We start from the raw sequence: 18,017 nt of genomic DNA on the forward strand, positions 1-18,017 counted from the left end.
ATGGCGGGCTTTTTTATGCTCTAAACTGGCTGGTTTCATGTACCAGATTGCGCAGCCACTGATGAGCGGCATCGCGATGCGTGCGTTCATGCCAGGCCATGCTTTTTGTAAAACCGGTTATGGGCAGCGGGGGCGGTAAAACGTGCATACGGGTGTCGTCATACGCCAGACGGGCAGGAACAACGGCAATCATATCACTGATGGCGAGGATGTCCGGCAATACCAGGAAGCTGCTAACCGACAAACCAATCTGCCGTTGGCGTCCGACGCTTGCCAGTGCCTCATCGGTGACGCCCCAGAAACTTTCACCCTCATAAGAAACCAGCACATGCTCCAGCGCGCAGAAGCGATCGAGCGTCAGCGGTTGCCCCGCATCAGGATGCGCATGACGCATGAGACAAACGTACTCTTCATCATATAACGCCCGGCTATGCAGGTTGTCGGGCGTGGAATCCGGCGTCAGCAACGCCAGGTCGATTTTCCCCTGCTCAAACTGTGTGGTGAGCAGCACTGGCTCAACCGGGATCACTCGTACACGAATGCCCGGTGCGCGCACGCGAAGCGCGGCAATAAATGGCACGATAACCGCTTTGAGCGCGTAATCCGTAGCGGCGACGGTAAAGGTGAGCGCTGCGGTGAGCGGGTCAAATTGTGTCGGTTTAAGCAGGATATCGATATCGCTGAGGATCTGTTTGACCGGGGCGGCCAACTGTTGGGCACGCAGCGTCGGAACAATGCCATGCGGTGTGCGACTAAACAGCGGATCGTCAAAATAGTCGCGCAGGCGGTTGAGCATACCGCTTACCGCAGGCTGAGTGAGCGACAGCCGCTGCGCCGCCCGGGTTACGCTGCGTTCATCCAGCAGGGCATCCAGCGTTTTTAACAGATTGAGATCGAGCGTTCTGATATCAGATTTCATGATGTCTGCCTGCGAGTTCGATAAGTCACATTATGACACGTTCAGTCGTCGACAGAGGTGAATTTGCCGCTATGATGGGCGTCCTGTCTGGTAATGGATGTGCGCATGATTTGGATAATGCTGGCCACGCTGGTGGTTGTTTTTGTGGTGGGATTTCGGGTGCTAACGTCCGGGTCGCGGCGGGCAATTCGCCGTCTGAGCGAGCGGCTGAACATTGATGTCGTGCCGGTAGAATCGATGATCGATCAGATGGGAAAAGTACAGGGTGAGGCTTTTTTACAGTACCTCCACCGTCCTGATGAATCGCATCTACAAAATGCTGCCCAGGTGCTGTTGATCTGGCAAATCGTTATTGTCGACGGCAGTGAGCAGAACTTGTTGCAATGGCACCGCTGGCTGCAAAAAGCCCGGCTGGCTGCACCGATTACCGACGCGCAGGTGCGTCTGGCGCTCGGTTTTCTGCGCGAGATGGAGCCGGATATGCAGGAGCTTAATGCGTTCCAGATGCGCTATAACGCCTTTTTCCAGCCCGAGGATGGCGTGCACTGGCTGCACTGATATCAAAATTTATGATGACGACTATTTTGAACCGTCATTATCTTTATATCTTACGCGAAAGCATGATGTACCTCGTTAACTCACACGACGAGGTACATCATGAATCAAGCGACTCAACAACGTGCAATTATCTGGCCTGCAGCGTATCTGCCGGGGACGACTGATAACTTTGCCTCAAATGAAATTATCGTTGCCGGACTGAGCGCCCGTGCCGTCTGGGCACAGCTTAATGACACAACGCGCTGGCCGACGTATTACAGCAACGTGGCGGATATCCGTTTTCACGACGGTTCCGGTCCATTGTTAAGCATGGATGCCCGTTTTCGTTTTACGACTTTTGGTTTCCCCATCGAAGCGCAAATCACCGAGTATGTGCCGCCGGTTGACGGCCAGGTCGCGCGTGTTGCCTGGCATGGCTGGGCGGAAGGCGACGCCACTACACGTCTGGATGTGATCCACGCCTGGCTCTTTGAGGATTTACCCGGCGGGCGCGTACGTATTCTGACCCAGGAATCACAAATTGGCGTTCCGGCACAAGAACTGGCACGTACGCTGCCCAATCCGATGATCAACGGTCACCAGGAGTGGATAACCGGCCTGGCCCGGGCTGCGCGTGACGCTTAATTGAGCCAGAAAGGGCTCTCTGTCCTGGGCCGGATAAGGCGCAGCCGATCTCTGGTGAATAGTTGTCAAAACGTTAATTACGTCACAAATTTAATGTTACACTGCGTAACTTTTCTACAATAACCCCACGCAGGTAACAAAATGAGTGAAGCTGTTGAACAAAAATCCCGCGCTGAGGCAAATTCCCGACCTAACTGGTCGGCGGTATTTGCCGTGGCGTTCTGCGTTGCCTGCCTGATAACCGTTGAATTTCTCCCCGTTAGCCTGTTAACGCCGATGGCGCAGGATTTGGGGATTTCTGAAGGCGTGGCCGGGCAATCGGTGACCGTGACGGCATTTGTCGCCATGTTCGCCAGCCTGTTTGTGACGCAAATTATTCAGGCGACCGATCGTCGCTATGTGGTGATCCTGTTTTCGGTGCTACTGACGCTTTCCTGTCTGCTGGTTTCCTTTGCCAATTCTTTTTCGCTGCTGCTCGTTGGCCGCGCCTGCCTCGGTCTGGCGCTTGGCGGCTTCTGGGCGATGTCGGCGTCGCTGACCATGCGTCTGGTTCCTGCACGTACGGTGCCGAAAGCGCTGTCGGTTATTTTTGGCGCGGTCTCCATCGCGCTGGTAATTGCCGCGCCGCTGGGGAGCTTTTTGGGCGGCATTATCGGCTGGCGTAACGTGTTTAATGCGGCGGCGGTAATGGGCGTGCTGTGCACGATTTGGGTGGTGAGAGCGTTGCCTTCGCTGCCTGGTGAACCTTCGCATCAGAAACAAAACATGTTCAGCTTGTTGCAGCGTCCAGGGGTGATGGCCGGGATGATTGCCATCTTCATGTCCTTTGCTGGTCAGTTCGCCTTCTTTACCTATATTCGCCCGATCTATATGAATCTGGCGGGCTTTGGCGTTGATGGCCTGACGCTGGTGCTGCTGAGCTTCGGTATTGCCAGTTTTGTTGGCACGTCGTTCTCGTCGATGATTTTGAAGCGTTCGGTCAAACTGGCGTTAGCCGGTGCGCCACTGGTGCTGGCGCTCAGTGCGCTGGTCCTGATCCTGTGGGGAAGCGACAAAGTGGTCGCGGCGGGTATTGCGATAATCTGGGGACTGTTGTTTGCGCTGGTACCGGTCGGCTGGTCGACGTGGATCACCCGCTCGCTTGCCGATCAGGCAGAAAAAGCTGGATCCGTCCAGGTCGCCGTGATCCAGCTTGCCAATACCTGCGGGGCTGCGGTGGGAGGCTATGCGCTCGATAACCTCGGACTGCTGTCGCCCCTGATGCTTTCCGGCAGCCTGATGCTGCTGACGGCGCTTTTGGTGGCAGCGAAAGTTCGCATAAAAGGTATGCAATAATCTCGGTGTTGTTCGCCGGATAAGGCGTTCTCGCCGTATCCGGCACTTCACGACTCACTAATCAGAACCATGCTTCCCACATGGCACCAAGGTTAAAGTCGTCCAGCGTTTCATCCTGCGTGCCGTTGACCCGCGCGGTGCGATCGTTATCCACCTTGCCGCCGGTGACGTAGAAGCGCAGCATCGGGCGGAACTCCGGTCCCATGGCGATCGACATGTTCTGCGACAGCGTCAGTTTCCAGCCGTTGTTATCCCCGCCGTTGTCGTAATCTACGCGCTGATAGCCCGCTTCCAGCCAGGTGGAGTGAACGTCGTTCCAGAAGTACATTGGACGCACAATCGCGCCGTAGTTCTTACGGTTATCGCTCTTATCGGTGCTGTTATCGTAATCATGGAACGCTAACAGGTATTCCACCTGCGCCTGGCGGGTAAACTTATGACTTCCCTCGAAGCTGGCGTAAACCGTAGTCAGGTCGTCGGTTTTGTTATAGACGCTGTTGTCGGAGTTATCAGAATAACGGGCAATCACTTTATTCACGCCGCTGTCGTTGGTGTGGCTCAGCACGAATGCGCCCTGCCAGGCTTTCAGGCGGTCATCGCTCTCGACGGCTTTGGAGTCAAAACCGTAGTTGGCGTAGATCTCCAGATCCAGCGGGCCCACTTTCATATTGTGAATTTTTGACGTCACAGCGTAGTTGCCTTTATCGCCGGTACCGGAACCGCCGGTACAGGTAATACGCGATGGGTTGGCTTCGTCTTCCATCACTTCCGGGCTGCACGATTCAACTGCGGCAACGGTGGCGACATCAAACTGTACGCCGCCGATGTCGAAGTTCTTCACCCCGGCGCCCTGGCCGTCGTGGTTCATCCAGAAGTAGTCGTTGATACCCTGTTGCGGACGCTGGTGGAAGTCGCGGCCTGCCCAGATATAGGCGTTGGGATTGGATTCCAGTACGTTGGTGACGCCCGCGTAGGCTTTTTTCAGGTTAACTTCGTCGCCCCAGTGGTCGATCATCACGTTGATGTCCCAGATGGCGCCGTTATCGCTTTTGAACGCTTTTGAGAGCTGGAACTCGCCGCCGTTGCCTTCGTTACCCAGGCGACCGATAGCGGAAGCACCGTTGTAGGAGCCATCAACGCCAACGTATTTCTGATCGCCGCTCTGGAAATGCGCGCCGTAACGCGCATAGCCGCTGAATTTCACACCGAACGGAATAGCCATATCCGGCGATTGCGCCGCGCTTTGCGGCTCGTTAATGACATCGGTTTTTTTCGCCACGGCGGCGTCCATTTTAGCCTGACGCTCAGCCAGCGCTTTATCGACGGCTTTGGCAACGATGGCATCGATTTGTTCTTGTGTGAATTCCTGTGCGAGGACAGAAATTGGGCACAGCGCGGCGACGACCGCCAGCGTGACTGGAAGTTTTTTTATCATGTTCATGGTTATCTCATCGACACTTTACCCTTCAGTTTGCGCAGAGCATTCTGAATAAGCGTGTGCATTAATTTATTTTAAGATAATAACCATCCCGTCTCGGTTTAATTTGCTATCACCAAAACAAGTTGATTTGTCTATTTAATAACGGGTACAGGGCTGCTTTATTTAATCGTAATGCTTTCTCCGTTGTTGAATGTTTAATTAACGATTAACGCTGATACAGATGAATAATTTCTTCTGACAGTTCGCGGGCTAATAACGACGTCATTAAGTGATCCTGCGCATGCACCATAATTAATGTCATTGGTTGCCGGGCTTCCCCGGCGTCCTGTTCGATCAATTTGGTTTGCATGTGATGAGCCTGACGGGCGTAACCGTCAGCCTCACGAAGCAGGCTTTTTGCCTCGTCAATATTGCCGGCGCGCGCGGCATGCAGCGCTTCAAAGCACAGACTGCGGGATTGCCCGGCATTGACGATGATTTCCATTACTGCTTCTTCTAATGCAATCATGTTGTTCTCTTCCTAATCGAACCCGTTATTTTCGGCGGTCTGGGCAAACCATTCGCCGCTTTTTTTCACCGTACGTTTTTGCGTTGCTAAATCTAACTGAACAAAACCGTAGCGGTTTTTATAGCCGTTAAGCCATGACCAGTTATCAATAAAGGTCCACATATGGTAGCCAAGACAATTACAGCCTTCGCTAATTCCTTTATGTAGCCATTTAAGATGATCAGAGACAAATTCAATACGGTAGCTGTCGTTGATTTGCTCTTGCTGAATAAAACGCTGCTCATTCTCGACACCCATACCGTTTTCAGAAATAAAACAGCGCGGGTTGCCATAATTATCACGCAGATTGGTAATAATATCGTAAATACCCGGCTCATAAATTTCCCAGCCACGGTAGGGGTTCATTTTCCGCCCCGGCATTTCGTAATAATCAAACAGCCACTCCGGCATAAACGGTGCATCCGGGTTGACGGCGCTATCACGACATTTCACGCGACGCGGCTGATAGTAGTTGATGCCGAGCAGGTCGATTTTGCCCTCGGCGATTAACTGGCTGTCGCCTGGCTGGCATGTTGGTAACTGATCGTACTCCTTCAGCAGCTCAACCAGATCCGCTGGATATTCACCCTTCAGCACCGGGTCGAGGAAGCTGCGGTTAAACAGCAGATCCGCATAGTGTGCGGCTTTTACATCCGCCGGATTTTGTGAACGCGGGTAGGAAGGCGTTAAATTCAGCACCACGCCGATTTCACCATCATGATTTGCGGCACGATATGCCCGAACCGCCGTCGAATGCGCCAGTACGGTGTGATACGCCACGGTGGCTGCACGTTTGAAATCCACCACATTAGGGTAATGGAAGTCATACAGATAGCCGCCTTCAACCGGGACAATTGGCTCGTTAAAGGTAAACCAGTGCTTAACCCGGTTGCCGAACAATGTAAAACACGTTTGTGCATAGCGGCCAAACGCCTCGACCACTTCACGGTTTTCCCAGCCGCCTTTCTCCTGCATCACCATCGGCATGTCGAAATGGAACAGGGTGATAAATGGCGTAATGCCTTGTGCCAGCAGCTCGTCGATGACGTTGTTATAGAACTCGACGGCTTCAGGATTAACCTCGCCGGTACCGTCCGGAATCAGGCGCGACCAGCTCAGAGACGTACGGAAGCTGTTATGCTTCAGCTGTTTGAGCAGTGCGATATCCTGTTTCCAGTGCTGATAAAAGGTCGAGGTAGTTGCCGGGCCAACTCCCTGATGGAAACGACCTGGCTGACGGTCGAACCACACGTCCCACGTGGTCTGGCTTTTGCCGCCGTTCAGGCTATCCCCTTCGGTTTGCAGCGCTGAGCAGGCACTGCCCCACCAGAAGTTTTCAGGAAAACGGTATCTCATTGTTCTGACTCCTTGATTCATTATGAGTTGCTACGGGCAGCGTTCGCCACGGAGACGGCATCCTGTGCTTTTTGCTCTTCGGTTTTCAGCAAAGAACGTTCGTAAGCACGCAGGAATGGAAGGTACATCAGCGCTGACATCGCCATACAGATAAAGCACATCACCACCGGACTTAATGCCCAGTTTGCGGCCCAGGAAGCACCGATTGGCGCAGGCGTAGTCCACGGCGTCAGTGAAACAACCTGTGCCAGCCAGCCGAGTTTGGTGGCGCTATAGGCCAGCACGGCGTTAACCAGCGGGACGCAGACAAACGGGATGAACAACATCGGGTTCATGATGATTGGCGCACCAAACAGAATAGGCTCATTGATATTAAAGAAACTAGGCACAATTCCCATTTTGCCGATAGTACGCAGATGCGCGACGCGACTGCGCAGCAGCAGGAATGCCAGCGGTAAAGTTGAACCGACGCCGCCAATCAGCAGGTAGTGATCCCAGAAACCTTGCAGATAGACATGGGGCAGCGCAGCGCCCGTTGCCAGAGCGGCCTGGTTAGCGGACAGGTTCGCCATCCAGAATGGGTTCATGATGCCGGTTACGATCAATGAGCCGTGAATGCCGGCAAACCAGAAAATCTGGCACAACAGCACAGAAAGCAGAATAGCGGGCAGTGAGTCAGAAGCGGAAACCAGCGGCTCCAGCAGGTGCATAATCGCCTGCGGGATGATCATCCCGGTTTGTGCTTCGATAAACAGGTTCAGCGGATGCAGGGTCGCAATCACCACCAGTACCGGAATGAGGATCTCGAATGAACGTGCGACGCCGGTCGGGACTTCCTTCGGCAGGCGGATTGTCACGTTATTCTGCTTCAGCCATGCATATATACGGGTGGAGTAAATGGCGGTGATGAGGGCGGTAAAGATACCCTGACCGGAAAGATACTGCGTCGAGATTTTACCGTCGGCATAGGGCGCAGCAACCAGTAAAAACGCCATAAAGGCCAGCAGGCCAGACATCACCGGATCGAGGTTAAACTGACGGCCCAGGCTGGCACCAATGCCCACGGAGATAAAGAACGTCATAACACCCATGCTGAGGTTAAACGGCAGCATCAGCTGTTCACGATAAGTTGCCGAGAAATCGAGCCAGCCCCGGGCAAAGCTGTTGGTGGTATCGGCAGAGAACGGCGGAAAAATAAACACCAGCATGAAGGAGCCGATGATCATAAACGGCAGCGCCGCCGTAAAACCGTCACGAATTGCAATCACATACTTCTGCTGCCCTAACTTGCCAGCGAGCGGGGTGATGGATTGTTCAATGACGGCAACCATTGACTGATATAACGAACTCATAATGACACCTTTCTAGTGTGTCGCTTCAATCAGCGACAGAGCATAATCCAGCACTTTGTCACCGCGTTGCATACCGTAATCCATCATATCTATGGCTTTTACGGGTATACCCTGGGTGGCAGCCTTTTCGGAGAGCGTATTAAGCATGTACTTTACCTGGGGGCCGAGTAGCACCACCTGGTAATTTGGAAACTGAATGTCAAATTCGGAAACACCGTAGGCCTCAATCTTCACAGGCAATCCGCGAGACTCTGCCTCTTCAACCATTTTGCGAACCAGCAAGCTGGTGGACATCCCTGCCGAACAACACAACATAATCCTGAACATAGTGAACCATCCTTTAAATGTAAAAACTTATTGCGAGTCTGATTTGATATCATACGGAAACCGGTTTCCATTCATGGAAAACAGAACTGTGACGGCCATCAAGATCTTATTCTTATAAGGCTAATTATTTGGATTTAGCTCACGAAATTAGCTGTGAAGATCTCTTTTTGAGTCCAAATGGAAAATCGGTTTCCATGAAAAACGGAAACAGCTATACTGCGGATGGCGATTATTTGAGCCAATGTTAAATTCAGGATGGAAAGGGCCAGGCGGGTCCTGTCAGGGGAGAATGATGTCTACTATCAACGATGTATCGCGTTTGGCTGGCGTGTCAAAAGCCACTGTGTCACGCGTGTTGAGCGGATCGCGTGGCGTAAAAGAGGCCAGCCGCCTCGCCGTGTTGAAAGCGGTGGATGAACTCAATTATCGTCCGAACGTGATTGCGCAGTCGCTACTCAGCCAGTCTACGGGCTGTATCGGCGTGATATGCGCGCAGGACAACATTAATCAGACCACGGGTTATCTCTATGCGCTGGAAAAGCATCTTAGCCAGCATCAAAAGCACCTGCTGCTGCGTTTTGCCAATACCAAAGCGGAAGTCATGAGCGCTCTTGATGAATTAAGCTGCGGCTTGTGCGATGACGTCCTGATTATTGGCGCGCGTTTTCCGCTGAACATCAATCAGGAGAATGTCATTCTGGTGGATTGTCTGGATTCCGGCGATGACGTCAACAGCATCCAGTTCGATCATGAGTTCGCTACCGAAACCGCCTGTAACTACCTGATAAGTCAGAACCGACGCCAGATTGCTTTAATTCATCCGGACGGGATGGGTTTCTCCGATCAGGTGCTGTTGGGCTATAAACACGCGCTGGAAAAAAACTTCCTGCCGTTTAACCGTAACCTGGTATTTATGGCTGCAACGTCATCGTCAGTGGCCTTGCAGGAGCTGCTGAACAACGCGTCAACGCTGAATTTTAACGCGCTGCTGGTGGCGGATGAACAGCAGGCACAGCGGGTGATCCCGCAGTTGCAGGCGTTTAATAAATCAGTACCGCAAGACATTATGGTCTTTAGCCTGGCCGGTTCGCTGCATCTGCCGGGAATCCCTACGATCCCGGCGATTGAATATTCCATGGACGCCATGGCGGCGCGGATCGTCAGTTGGCTCAACGAGAAAACCCAGAGTGTGCTGGGGTCGTACGTGCTGCGCGGCGACTTAATTATTCCTCAGCGTTAACGCTTTCCCTCTGGCGTGGGGCTATTTCGCTTCACGCCTATAAATCCGGGCATTCAACTTTGCCAAGCGCTTCCCAGTAGTTGTTTTGATTGTTTCTTTGAATTGCCAGAATGGCTTCGCGGATGTGCTGCTGATTACGCGTATCAGCCATAATCGTTTTTTCCCACACCTCATCAGATGGCGACCCTTGCGGGGTGCAAATCTTACGTAAATCCTTCATAACAGTATTCTTTTCGTGTACAGCCTGCAGACTGCCATAAGCCGAGTCGGCATGTGCCAGACCGGGTAGCGTGAAAAGGACGGCAATAATCGGAAAAATGACTCGTTTCATGATAATAATCCTTGTTGTCTATGCGCATCATCTCAAGAGTAAGTGTAGACGGCATACGACTCACTCATCACCCTGTGTTAATGTCTAAAAATAAATCAGCCAGAAGTTGTAGTTATTTCAGGAGGATAGGATGCAAATACAGATTACAGATACGATTACCGAAGACGATCAAGATGCCCTGCTTGCCGGATTGCGCGCTTACAACCGGCAGTTTCTGAGAACCACCAATTTTGGCGACCTGGCGGTGTACTGGCGCGATGAGCGCAATGACATTCTGGGTGGGCTGATCGGCAAAATCAAAGGCGAATGGCTGTGCATTGATTTTCTGTGGATGCATGACTCGCTGCGTAAAGGTGGTTACGGCACAAAATTGATGCAGGCCGCAGAACAGACGGCGCGTGAGAGAGGATGCCTGCATGCGCTGGTGGATACCATGAGTTTCCAGGCGCTGCCGTTTTATCAGAAAAACGGCTATCAGCTGCAAATGACCCTCGATAACTTCCCGGAAACCGGTTCCGCGCGCCATTATTTGTCGAAAACGTTTTGATGACCGGAAGGTCTGGATACCGCCGCCAAAGAGGATTTAGGTACTTGCCCGGAGGTGATCACGCTTACCGGGCATTTTTGCGAGCGTTATTCCCTGAAAATGAATACATTGCAAAAGTATGTATTTATCCGCCAAGCCGCCCCGCAACTAGAAAAATTCACAGATGTTGTGTGTGCGCCTGGCGAGTAAGGTTCTGTCATCTTGTTCTTCTGGTGACGGACCGCCATGAAAAAACCAACAACTTCTACGCCGCATGATGCGGTATTTAAAAAGTTCTTAAGCCATCCAGAAACGGCACGGGATTTTCTTGATAGCTATCTCCCCGCACCATTACGTGAACTTTGCGATCTGAACACACTGAAGCTGGAGCCTGGGAGTTTTATTGAGGAAGACCTGCGTGCCAGTTATTCCGATGTTCTGTGGTCGCTAAAAACGAGAACTGGTAAAGGCTATATCTACGCGTTGATTGAACACCAGAGTTCACCGGATGCTCATATGGCATTCCGAATGATGCGTTATGCCGTTGCCGCGATGCAGAATCACCTTGATGCTGGCCACAAAACGCTGCCGCTGGTGGTTCCGATACTTTTTTACCATGGCGTTGCCAGCCCGTACCCTTTTTCGCTGTGCTGGCTGGATGAGTTTGACGATCCAGAGACTGCGCGGCAGCTTTATAGCGCGGCCTTCCCGCTGGTCGATATCACGGTGGTGTCTGATGATGAGATTATGCAGCACCGGCGAGTGGCACTACTGGAACTTGTCCAGAAGCATATACGCGAGCGCGATTTGATGGTGCTGGTCGATAAACTGGTTGCCCTGTTGATTAAGGGACACGCTAATGACAGTCAGGTAGAAACGCTATTTAATTACCTGGTGCAGTCTGGCAGCGCACCGCGTTTTGAGGCGTTTATTCGAGAGGTTGCCCTGCGCGTTCCCCAGCATAAGGAGAGATTAATGACGATTGCAGAATGCTTACGTGAGTCGGGGCGAAGGACAGGGTTGCTAGAGGGCAAACTCGAAGGCAAACGCGAGGGCAAAAAGGACGAAGCGTTGCGGATAGCCCATGCCATGCTTGAGAAGGGGATCGATCGTGAACTGGTGCTAATTATTACCGGGCTTGCAATTGATGAACTAACAGTATCTTCCGACTAATTTATCTTAGCCCCATTATGCTTTTTTCTTCTTGCTGATGCTTTTTCGTTTTTTAAACCGCAGCGGCCTTCCCGCTATAGTCATTTCATTACTCATCAGGCGGTTATTGCAAAAGGATAAAACGTGAAGCTGAAGATACCTTATTTCGGGGCCGGGGCGGCGGTATTACTGGCGGGATTATTGCTGGCAGGATGCGATCAACAGAGCAGCGATGCAAAGCATATCAAAGTGGGTGTAATTAACGGTGCAGAGCAGGATGTGGCGGAGGTCGCGAAGAAAGTCGCTAAAGAAAAATATGGTCTGGAGGTGGAACTGGTGGGTTTTAGCGGTTCTCTGCTGCCCAACGATGCCACCAATCATGGTGAGCTGGATGCCAACGTCTTCCAGCATCGCCCGTTCCTTGAACAAGATAATAAAGCACACGACTATAAGCTGGTTGCGGTGGGCAATACCTTTGTGTTCCCGATGGCTGGTTATTCGAAGAAAATCAAAACTGTCGCTGAACTAAAAGACGGTGCAACGATTGCGATACCTAACGATCCAACCAACCTGGGCCGGGCGCTGTTGCTGCTGCAAAAAGAGAAGTTAATTACGCTGAAAGCGGATACCGGCCTGCTGCCAACAGCGTTGGATATTACTGATAATCCTCGGCATCTGAAAATTATGGAACTGGAAGGTGCGCAGTTGCCGCGTGTGCTGGACGATCAGAAAGTGGATGTGGCGATTATCAGTACCACCTACATCCAGCAAACCGGGCTTTCCCCGGTACATGACAGCGTATTTATTGAAGACAAAAACTCACCGTACGTGAACATTCTGGTGGCGCGAGAAGACAACAAAGATGCCGAGAATGTGAAAGAGTTCCTGCAATCTTATCAGTCACCTGAAGTGGCGAAGGCGGCAGAAACTATCTTTAACGGTGGCGCGGTTCCGGGCTGGTAATCATAACCTTTTGCCGCGCCGGTTGGTGTTAAACCGCTCTGGCGCGGCGACGTGAGTCCATTGAGATAAGTATTACCGAAGAGAGGATCAAAAGCGTGCCCAGCCAGTCTGGCAGGGTAAAGGTAATACCTAACAGCAGCAGGGACAGCAATGCGCTGCTCAATGGTTCCGCGCAGCTTAAAATGCTCGCTTTCGGTCCGCCAATCATCTGCGCGCCTTTCAGGTACAGGCTAAACGTCAGCGACGTGCCGATGACCACCAGATAGAAAAACGCCAGAATCAAACTGCCATTCACCACGAAATTAGTGCCCTGTCCGGCATAAAACGGCAGCAGGATCATGCCGCCGATTAACATACTCCAGCCGACGACCGGCAGCGTACCATAGCGCGCGATAAGCGTTGAGGGGTAGGTGGTGTAGAACGCGGCGGCAAACGCCGAGGCAATTCCCCAGAACAGCGCGGCAGGTGAGATAGACAGCGACGTCGGGTTACCGTGGGTGACCAGCAAGAAGGTGCCGATAAGCGAGGTGAAGATCGCAGTCAGCACTAAAATCCCCGGTCGTGCTTTGCGCACCACGGAAAACCACGCCACGATTATGGTCGGTGACAAAAATTGCAGCACCGTCGCGGTAGCGGCGTTGGATTTTTCAATAGTCAGCAGAAAAGTTAGCTGTACGGTGAGAGCCCCAACCACGGAAAAAATCAGCAGGCTGATGGCGTCTTTGCGGTTTTTGATAATGGAGAACACTTTGTCGCCGTGAACGAAAGAGAGCATCAGCAGAATGAGCCCGGCGAAAATCAGGCGCGTCATGGTCAGAAACTGCGACGACATCTGGCTTTGCTCCATGATGTATTGCGCGCAAACGCCTGAACTTCCCCACAATACGGCGGCAATCAGGACGTTCATCATCCCTCTTCTGGTGGAACTCATCTTTCCCTCGGCATGTTGTTTTGTTTTATTTGTGTGCAGGCATCATAGCAGAGATGGTTGTGATTTCTGCCAGCACATCCGCAATCAGCCAGTCATTAAAGACTTTTACCTCCGGGCGCATTACCGCGTGCTGTGGCGTAACAATGTAGTAAGACCACGCCAGAGGCCAGCGGGTGTTGGGATGAAGCTGAACCAGTTGTCCGTCTGTCAGTAGCTGCTGCACCAATGCCCTACGCACAATGGCGACACCTTGACCGCTGAGCGCCGCCAGAATCACTGCAGAGGTAGAGTTGATGTGCAATCCACTGTCGCGAACGGCAGGTGCCTGGGTGGCGGTCAGGACATCATTCCAGCCCGGGAAATTGGCGCCGGGGTGGGGAGTGTCATCATGGATAAGCTTCTGTGCGGCCAACCATTCTCCACAGGATATTTTATCTACTGGCACAATACGTGGGCTACAAACCAGAACCGCTTCTTCATCCATCAGCCAGGTTTTATTTACCCCAGGCCAGTCGCCTTTACCGCAACGTACGCCCAGATCCGCTTCGCCATGAGCAACATCCATCAGCTTTTCCGTCACGTTCAAGCGTAATTCTATGTTTTCATGCGCTTGTGAGAAACGATTGAGGCGGCTCATCAGCCAGTTCATCACCAGTACCTGAGAGGCCGTGATAATCACCACCGAGCGCGCTCGCCGACCGCGTAACTTGTTCAGCCCAGATTCCAGACTATCCAGTCCCTGGGTTATCTCGCGCAACGCGTCCTGTGCTTCGCTGACCAGCGTGAGACGCTCTTTGCCTGAACGGGTACGATGCAGCAGCGGGTGGCCAACCCAGTCTTCCAGCGCACGAACCAGTTGCCCAACGGCAGCCGGAGTGACCCCCAGTTCCTGCGCCGCACCAGTGAAACTGCCGTGGCGGGCAGTGGCCTCAAAAGCGTGTAACCATTTAAGCCGATTAAGCGAGCGCATCAGGTCATTTCCCGTTTTGTGAATATCTTCAGTATATGCCATCGAGATAGATTTTCTTTCTCGGTTCGCTATTTCTTCTCATTCGTCAGCGCCTCAGGGGAGTGGCATTGTTAGCGCATTAACGAATACGTGAAACGAGGCTAGCGATGAACACATTATTTGTCGGCAAAAAACTGTTAGTGGTGGGCGGTACCAGTGGTATCGGATTTGAAACCGCAAAACTGATCCTCCAGGGTGGTGGTCGAGTGGTGCTGGTTGGCAATCGCGCCGAGAAAGCGGAACGGGCCCGTCAGGCGTTGGCGGAACTGGGTAACGTCTCTGTCATTGTGGCGGATCTGATGTCAGAAGCGGGCGTTAAGCAGGTGATGGCAACGGTGAATGCTGAGCACAAAGACATCAACCTGTTAGTAAATGCAGCTGGGGTTTTTTTCCCAAAACCTTTCACTGATCATGAAGTTGAAGATTATGAACTGTACATGAGCCTCAACCGCGCGACGTTTTTTATCACCCGCGATGTCGTGCGTAATATGGTGGCGGCTAACATCCAGGGTGCCATCGTGAATATTGGTTCGATGTGGGCGCAACAGGCAATTGGCGCAACACCTTCTTCAGCGTACTCAATGGCAAAAGCGGGCCTGCATGCATTAACTAAAAATCTGGCCATCGAGCTGGGGGCGAATGGGATCCGCGTCAATGCCGTTTCGCCAGCAGTGGTGCATACACCTATCTACGAAGGATTTATCCCGAAAGAAGACGTACAAGGTGTGATGAGCAGCTTTGACAGCTTCCATCCGATTGGTCGGGTTGGTACGCCGCGTGATGTGGCTGAATCCGTCGCGTTCCTGTTGTCAGACAAAGCGCAATGGGTAACTGGCGCTATCTGGGATGTGGATGGCGGTGTTATGGCCGGACGTAATGGCTGATGTAAATCCCCCGCATAGCTGCGGGGGAGCGTCGAGACATTAAGGCGCAATCGGCGTCAGATAATCCAGCCGTAGCGGTTCGGCTAGCAGATCGTTCATTTGTAGAATGAACGCCTGGAAATGTGGCAGAGCGATATGCTCATCCAGACCGGCCTGACCGCGCCAGGATTCGCGCACGTAGAACACATCCGGCGTGTCGCGTAACTGGAACAGGGCATATTCAATATTGCCCGGCTCCCGACGCGTGGGCAGCAGCAGAGCTTGTAGCGCCTGTTTCAGTGCGTCTATTTTCCCCGGTTTGGCTTTCAGTACCGCAATAATTGAAATCACGTCAGAATCAGACATGTTAAAACCCCTCCAGCACAATCTTGCCGACCGAGCGACCGGTTTCAATTTGCGTGTGGGCTTTTTGCAGATTTGCCGCGGTAATCGCGCCAAAATGTTCGCCCAGCGTGGTACGGAGGGTGCTGTCGTCGATCAGCTGCGCCACGCGGGTCAGTAACTGATGCTGCGCAATGATGTCGTGGGTGGTAAACATCGAACGGGTAAACATAAACTCCCAGTGCAGCGAAATGCTTTTGGCCTTCAGCGGGCGCGCATCGAGAGATTGAGGATCGTCAATCAGCGCCAGTTTGCCCTGCGGCGCCAGTGCGGCAATAATTTGCGAATAGTGCTGCTCGGTATTGTTCAGGCTGGCAACGTGCGTCACCTCTTTAATGCCTATCCGTGCCAGCTCTTCCGTCAACGGCTTGCTGTGGTCAATCACATGATGAGCGCCCGCTTCACGTACCCATTTCTGGCTCTGCGGACGCGATGCGGTACCGATGACGGTCATTTTGGTCAGCTTACTGGCCAGTTGTGTCAGAATAGAACCGACGCCGCCAGCCGCGCCAACAATCAATAATACATCATCTTCATTGCCATTTTCCTCAACGCCCAGACGGTCGAACAGCATTTCCCAGGCGGTGATAGCTGTCAGTGGCAGCGCCGCAGCAGAAGCATTATCCAGTGTTTTTGGCTTCAGCGCGGTAATACGTTCATCAATCAGCTGAAATTCACTGTTACTGCCAGCGCGGCCGAGCGCTCCGGCGTACCAGACTTCATCACCGGGTGCGAACAGGGTGACGGCTTCGCCCACGGACTTCACCACGCCAACGGCGTCCCAGCCTAGCACACGCGGCACATCAGCGTTAAAACCTTCGCGGACCTTGGTATCAACGGGGTTGACGGAAATGGCTTTCACTTCAACCAGCAGATCGTGCCCGGTAGCAACTGGCATGGGCAGGTCAATCTCTTGTAAAAATTCAATGTTATTGCCGTCGGTCGCGGCGCGGGTAATGGCGATGGCTTTCATATTCTCTCCGGTCACAGGAATCAGTTTATACCCGTCATACTTCAAGCTGCATGTGCGTTGGCTACGTTCGCTCACCCCAGTCACATAGTTTGCTATGCTCCTGGAGATTCACTCTCTTGCTGCCTTCATGCAACTCGAATTATTTAGGGTATATCTGTTGATATAATTTGATGGTAAACCGGTAACAGAACGGGAAAAATAGCCCTATGGCGACAGGACTTATACTCGGGGAGTGAAAATGTTCCGGCTTGAAGATCTCACGTTGTTTGTCCGCGCCGCGGCGCTGAATAGTTTTAGTGATGCCGCGCGCGAAGTCGGCGTTCAGCCTGCTCAGGTCAGTTCAGCTATCAAGCGCCTGGAGTCTACGTTGGCTATCCGCTTGTTCGCTCGCTCCACGCGCAGCCTGCGCCTGACGCCAGAAGGTGAAGTCTGGCTACCCTATGCTCGCCAGATGCTGGACGTAATGCATGCCGGGCTGCAAAAAATTCAGACCCCGGAAGATGAAGTGTCAGGCACGCTGCAAATCGCCGTGCCTTCCGATCTCGGTCGTAACCTGCTGCTGCCGGTCTTTCAGTCGTTTCGACGCCGCTATCCCGCGCTGCGCCTGCGGATTTTTTTCTCCGACCAGGTAACGGATGTCTTTAAAGACCCCGTCGATGTTGCGTTTCGCTATGGCAACACCGAAGACGCGTCTTACATTGCGCTGCCCGTTGCAGCGGGTAACCGACGCGTGCTGGTGGCATCACCGGAATGGGTTGAGCAAAACGGCGCGCCGCAAAAACTGGATGATTTAACACAGCTCAACGCCATGACTTTCGTATTACGCGGCCGCCTGCACGATCGCTGGACGTTTACGCGCAACGGCGAGGTCAGCAGTGTGCAGGTTAACGGCACCATTATGAGTGACGATGCGGAAGTGATCCGGCGCCTGGCGATTGCCGGAGAAGGTGTGGCGTACAAGTCGTGGCTGGATGTCAGCGAGGATGTGCGTGACGGTCGATTACAACTGCTGATGCCGGATTATCAGGGAGAGAAAGTCCCGCTGAATATGATTTGCCCGCATCGGAAGCAGCTTTCAACCGCGGTACGCCTTCTGCACGAGGCGGTGAGGGCACGGTGTGAAATGCTGGCGCAAAGCTAATAAGCGCTTTACGCCAGAATACTATCG

General features: G+C 52.7%; 20 protein-coding genes. 9 read left to right on the plus strand and 11 right to left on the minus strand.

The window, feature by feature from the left end; all coding sequences use genetic code 11:
- Positions 1-13 precede the first annotated feature (13 nt).
- Complete coding sequence (locus OGX83_RS20270) at positions 14-919, minus strand: LysR family transcriptional regulator (RefSeq protein ID WP_048227350.1); 906 nt, start codon at positions 917-919, stop codon at positions 14-16.
- Between the two features lie 105 nt (positions 920-1,024).
- On the opposite strand from OGX83_RS20270, the gene OGX83_RS20275 reads away from it, so the two are divergent.
- From OGX83_RS20275 to nepI, 3 genes are all read left to right on the plus strand, one after another.
- Entirely contained in the window at positions 1,025-1,477 is a 453-nt protein-coding gene (locus tag OGX83_RS20275; RefSeq protein WP_003827141.1) for a DUF1198 family protein, read from the plus strand.
- 99 nt (positions 1,478-1,576) lie between these two features.
- Positions 1,577-2,101, plus strand: coding sequence for an SRPBCC domain-containing protein (locus tag OGX83_RS20280; RefSeq protein ID WP_234096620.1), 525 nt, complete (start codon positions 1,577-1,579; stop codon positions 2,099-2,101).
- 141 nt (positions 2,102-2,242) lie between these two features.
- Complete coding sequence (gene nepI / locus OGX83_RS20285) at positions 2,243-3,436, plus strand: purine ribonucleoside efflux pump NepI (RefSeq protein ID WP_286588968.1); 1,194 nt, start codon at positions 2,243-2,245, stop codon at positions 3,434-3,436.
- A 61-nt stretch (positions 3,437-3,497) separates the two neighbouring features.
- On the opposite strand, the gene OGX83_RS20290 is transcribed toward nepI, so the two are convergent.
- From OGX83_RS20290 to OGX83_RS20310, 5 genes are all read right to left on the minus strand, one after another.
- Positions 3,498-4,877 carry a carbohydrate porin gene (locus OGX83_RS20290; protein ID WP_286588970.1) on the minus strand — a complete coding sequence of 460 codons (1,380 nt, stop codon included), beginning with the start codon at positions 4,875-4,877 and terminating at the stop codon, positions 3,498-3,500.
- A gap of 205 nt (positions 4,878-5,082) precedes the next feature.
- On the minus strand, positions 5,083-5,385 hold the full coding sequence (locus tag OGX83_RS20295; RefSeq protein ID WP_008786514.1) for a PTS lactose/cellobiose transporter subunit IIA: 303 nt from the start codon (positions 5,383-5,385) through the stop codon (positions 5,083-5,085).
- Positions 5,386-5,397: 12 nt separating this feature from the next.
- A complete protein-coding gene (gene gmuD, locus OGX83_RS20300; RefSeq protein WP_267458523.1) occupies positions 5,398-6,780 on the minus strand; it encodes a 6-phospho-beta-glucosidase GmuD in 1,383 nt (460 codons plus the stop codon).
- A 20-nt stretch (positions 6,781-6,800) separates the two neighbouring features.
- A complete protein-coding gene (locus OGX83_RS20305) occupies positions 6,801-8,132 on the minus strand; it encodes a PTS sugar transporter subunit IIC (protein WP_286588972.1) in 1,332 nt (443 codons plus the stop codon).
- A 12-nt stretch (positions 8,133-8,144) separates the two neighbouring features.
- Complete coding sequence (locus OGX83_RS20310) at positions 8,145-8,459, minus strand: PTS sugar transporter subunit IIB (protein ID WP_008786511.1); 315 nt, start codon at positions 8,457-8,459, stop codon at positions 8,145-8,147.
- 292 nt (positions 8,460-8,751) lie between these two features.
- Between OGX83_RS20310 and OGX83_RS20315 the strand changes: the two genes are divergently transcribed.
- Entirely contained in the window at positions 8,752-9,699 is a 948-nt protein-coding gene (locus tag OGX83_RS20315; RefSeq protein WP_032941556.1) for a LacI family DNA-binding transcriptional regulator, read from the plus strand.
- A gap of 37 nt (positions 9,700-9,736) precedes the next feature.
- On the opposite strand, the gene OGX83_RS20320 is transcribed toward OGX83_RS20315, so the two are convergent.
- Complete coding sequence (locus OGX83_RS20320) at positions 9,737-10,030, minus strand: YicS family protein (RefSeq protein ID WP_008786509.1); 294 nt, start codon at positions 10,028-10,030, stop codon at positions 9,737-9,739.
- 130 nt (positions 10,031-10,160) lie between these two features.
- Between OGX83_RS20320 and OGX83_RS20325 the strand changes: the two genes are divergently transcribed.
- The 3 genes from OGX83_RS20325 to nlpA all read left to right on the plus strand — a co-directional run bounded on the left by OGX83_RS20325 (position 10,161) and on the right by nlpA (position 12,671).
- Positions 10,161-10,577: a GNAT family N-acetyltransferase gene (locus tag OGX83_RS20325; protein WP_079934369.1), complete on the plus strand. Its 417-nt coding sequence runs from the start codon at positions 10,161-10,163 to the stop codon at positions 10,575-10,577.
- A gap of 225 nt (positions 10,578-10,802) precedes the next feature.
- A complete protein-coding gene (locus tag OGX83_RS20330) occupies positions 10,803-11,729 on the plus strand; it encodes an Rpn family recombination-promoting nuclease/putative transposase (protein ID WP_286588974.1) in 927 nt (308 codons plus the stop codon).
- A 123-nt stretch (positions 11,730-11,852) separates the two neighbouring features.
- Positions 11,853-12,671, plus strand: coding sequence for a lipoprotein NlpA (gene nlpA / locus OGX83_RS20335; protein WP_008786507.1), 819 nt, complete (start codon positions 11,853-11,855; stop codon positions 12,669-12,671).
- 28 nt (positions 12,672-12,699) lie between these two features.
- Here the strand turns inward: nlpA and OGX83_RS20340 are convergent, their stop codons facing one another.
- On the minus strand, positions 12,700-13,602 hold the full coding sequence (locus tag OGX83_RS20340) for a carboxylate/amino acid/amine transporter (protein WP_003827166.1): 903 nt from the start codon (positions 13,600-13,602) through the stop codon (positions 12,700-12,702).
- Positions 13,603-13,627: 25 nt separating this feature from the next.
- Positions 13,628-14,572, minus strand: a complete 945-nt coding sequence (locus tag OGX83_RS20345; RefSeq protein ID WP_048227379.1) for a LysR substrate-binding domain-containing protein — start codon at positions 14,570-14,572, stop codon at positions 13,628-13,630.
- A gap of 146 nt (positions 14,573-14,718) precedes the next feature.
- Here OGX83_RS20345 and OGX83_RS20350 point away from each other — a divergent pair, with 146 nt between their 5' ends.
- Positions 14,719-15,495 carry an SDR family NAD(P)-dependent oxidoreductase gene (locus OGX83_RS20350; RefSeq protein WP_286588975.1) on the plus strand — a complete coding sequence of 259 codons (777 nt, stop codon included), beginning with the start codon at positions 14,719-14,721 and terminating at the stop codon, positions 15,493-15,495.
- A 39-nt stretch (positions 15,496-15,534) separates the two neighbouring features.
- Here OGX83_RS20350 and OGX83_RS20355 read toward each other — a convergent pair whose 3' ends face one another.
- Both OGX83_RS20355 and OGX83_RS20360 read right to left on the minus strand, forming a co-directional pair.
- Positions 15,535-15,840, minus strand: coding sequence for a putative quinol monooxygenase (locus OGX83_RS20355; protein ID WP_191227999.1), 306 nt, complete (start codon positions 15,838-15,840; stop codon positions 15,535-15,537).
- A gap of 1 nt (position 15,841) precedes the next feature.
- Positions 15,842-16,849 (minus strand): zinc-binding alcohol dehydrogenase family protein, encoded by a 1,008-nt coding sequence (locus OGX83_RS20360; protein ID WP_234692476.1) that lies wholly within the window; start codon positions 16,847-16,849, stop codon positions 15,842-15,844.
- A gap of 238 nt (positions 16,850-17,087) precedes the next feature.
- Here OGX83_RS20360 and OGX83_RS20365 point away from each other — a divergent pair, with 238 nt between their 5' ends.
- A complete protein-coding gene (locus OGX83_RS20365) occupies positions 17,088-17,990 on the plus strand; it encodes a LysR family transcriptional regulator (RefSeq protein WP_234103334.1) in 903 nt (300 codons plus the stop codon).
- The last annotated feature ends 27 nt before the right edge of the window (positions 17,991-18,017 follow it).

Origin of the sequence: Citrobacter sp. Cpo074, assembly GCF_030332745.1 — a bacterium.
GTDB classification, from domain to species: domain Bacteria; phylum Pseudomonadota; class Gammaproteobacteria; order Enterobacterales; family Enterobacteriaceae; genus Citrobacter; species Citrobacter portucalensis.

Excerpts from the sequence above, each read along its gene's own strand:
- OGX83_RS20270 (WP_048227350.1), bottom strand. The coding sequence starts at position 919 with ATGAAATCTGATATCAGAACGCTCGATCTCAATCTGTTAAAAACGCTG.
- OGX83_RS20275 (WP_003827141.1), top strand. The coding sequence starts at position 1,025 with ATGATTTGGATAATGCTGGCCACGCTGGTGGTTGTTTTTGTGGTGGGA.
- OGX83_RS20280 (WP_234096620.1), top strand. The coding sequence starts at position 1,577 with ATGAATCAAGCGACTCAACAACGTGCAATTATCTGGCCTGCAGCGTAT.
- nepI (WP_286588968.1), top strand. The coding sequence starts at position 2,243 with ATGAGTGAAGCTGTTGAACAAAAATCCCGCGCTGAGGCAAATTCCCGA.
- OGX83_RS20290 (WP_286588970.1), bottom strand. The coding sequence starts at position 4,877 with ATGAACATGATAAAAAAACTTCCAGTCACGCTGGCGGTCGTCGCCGCG.
- OGX83_RS20295 (WP_008786514.1), bottom strand. The coding sequence starts at position 5,385 with ATGATTGCATTAGAAGAAGCAGTAATGGAAATCATCGTCAATGCCGGG.
- gmuD (WP_267458523.1), bottom strand. The coding sequence starts at position 6,780 with ATGAGATACCGTTTTCCTGAAAACTTCTGGTGGGGCAGTGCCTGCTCA.
- OGX83_RS20305 (WP_286588972.1), bottom strand. The coding sequence starts at position 8,132 with ATGAGTTCGTTATATCAGTCAATGGTTGCCGTCATTGAACAATCCATC.
- OGX83_RS20310 (WP_008786511.1), bottom strand. The coding sequence starts at position 8,459 with ATGTTCAGGATTATGTTGTGTTGTTCGGCAGGGATGTCCACCAGCTTG.
- OGX83_RS20315 (WP_032941556.1), top strand. The coding sequence starts at position 8,752 with ATGTCTACTATCAACGATGTATCGCGTTTGGCTGGCGTGTCAAAAGCC.
- OGX83_RS20320 (WP_008786509.1), bottom strand. The coding sequence starts at position 10,030 with ATGAAACGAGTCATTTTTCCGATTATTGCCGTCCTTTTCACGCTACCC.
- OGX83_RS20325 (WP_079934369.1), top strand. The coding sequence starts at position 10,161 with ATGCAAATACAGATTACAGATACGATTACCGAAGACGATCAAGATGCC.
- OGX83_RS20330 (WP_286588974.1), top strand. The coding sequence starts at position 10,803 with ATGAAAAAACCAACAACTTCTACGCCGCATGATGCGGTATTTAAAAAG.
- OGX83_RS20340 (WP_003827166.1), bottom strand. The coding sequence starts at position 13,602 with ATGAGTTCCACCAGAAGAGGGATGATGAACGTCCTGATTGCCGCCGTA.
- OGX83_RS20345 (WP_048227379.1), bottom strand. The coding sequence starts at position 14,572 with ATGCGCTCGCTTAATCGGCTTAAATGGTTACACGCTTTTGAGGCCACT.
- OGX83_RS20350 (WP_286588975.1), top strand. The coding sequence starts at position 14,719 with ATGAACACATTATTTGTCGGCAAAAAACTGTTAGTGGTGGGCGGTACC.
- OGX83_RS20355 (WP_191227999.1), bottom strand. The coding sequence starts at position 15,840 with ATGTCTGATTCTGACGTGATTTCAATTATTGCGGTACTGAAAGCCAAA.
- OGX83_RS20360 (WP_234692476.1), bottom strand. The coding sequence starts at position 16,849 with ATGAAAGCCATCGCCATTACCCGCGCCGCGACCGACGGCAATAACATT.
- OGX83_RS20365 (WP_234103334.1), top strand. The coding sequence starts at position 17,088 with ATGTTCCGGCTTGAAGATCTCACGTTGTTTGTCCGCGCCGCGGCGCTG.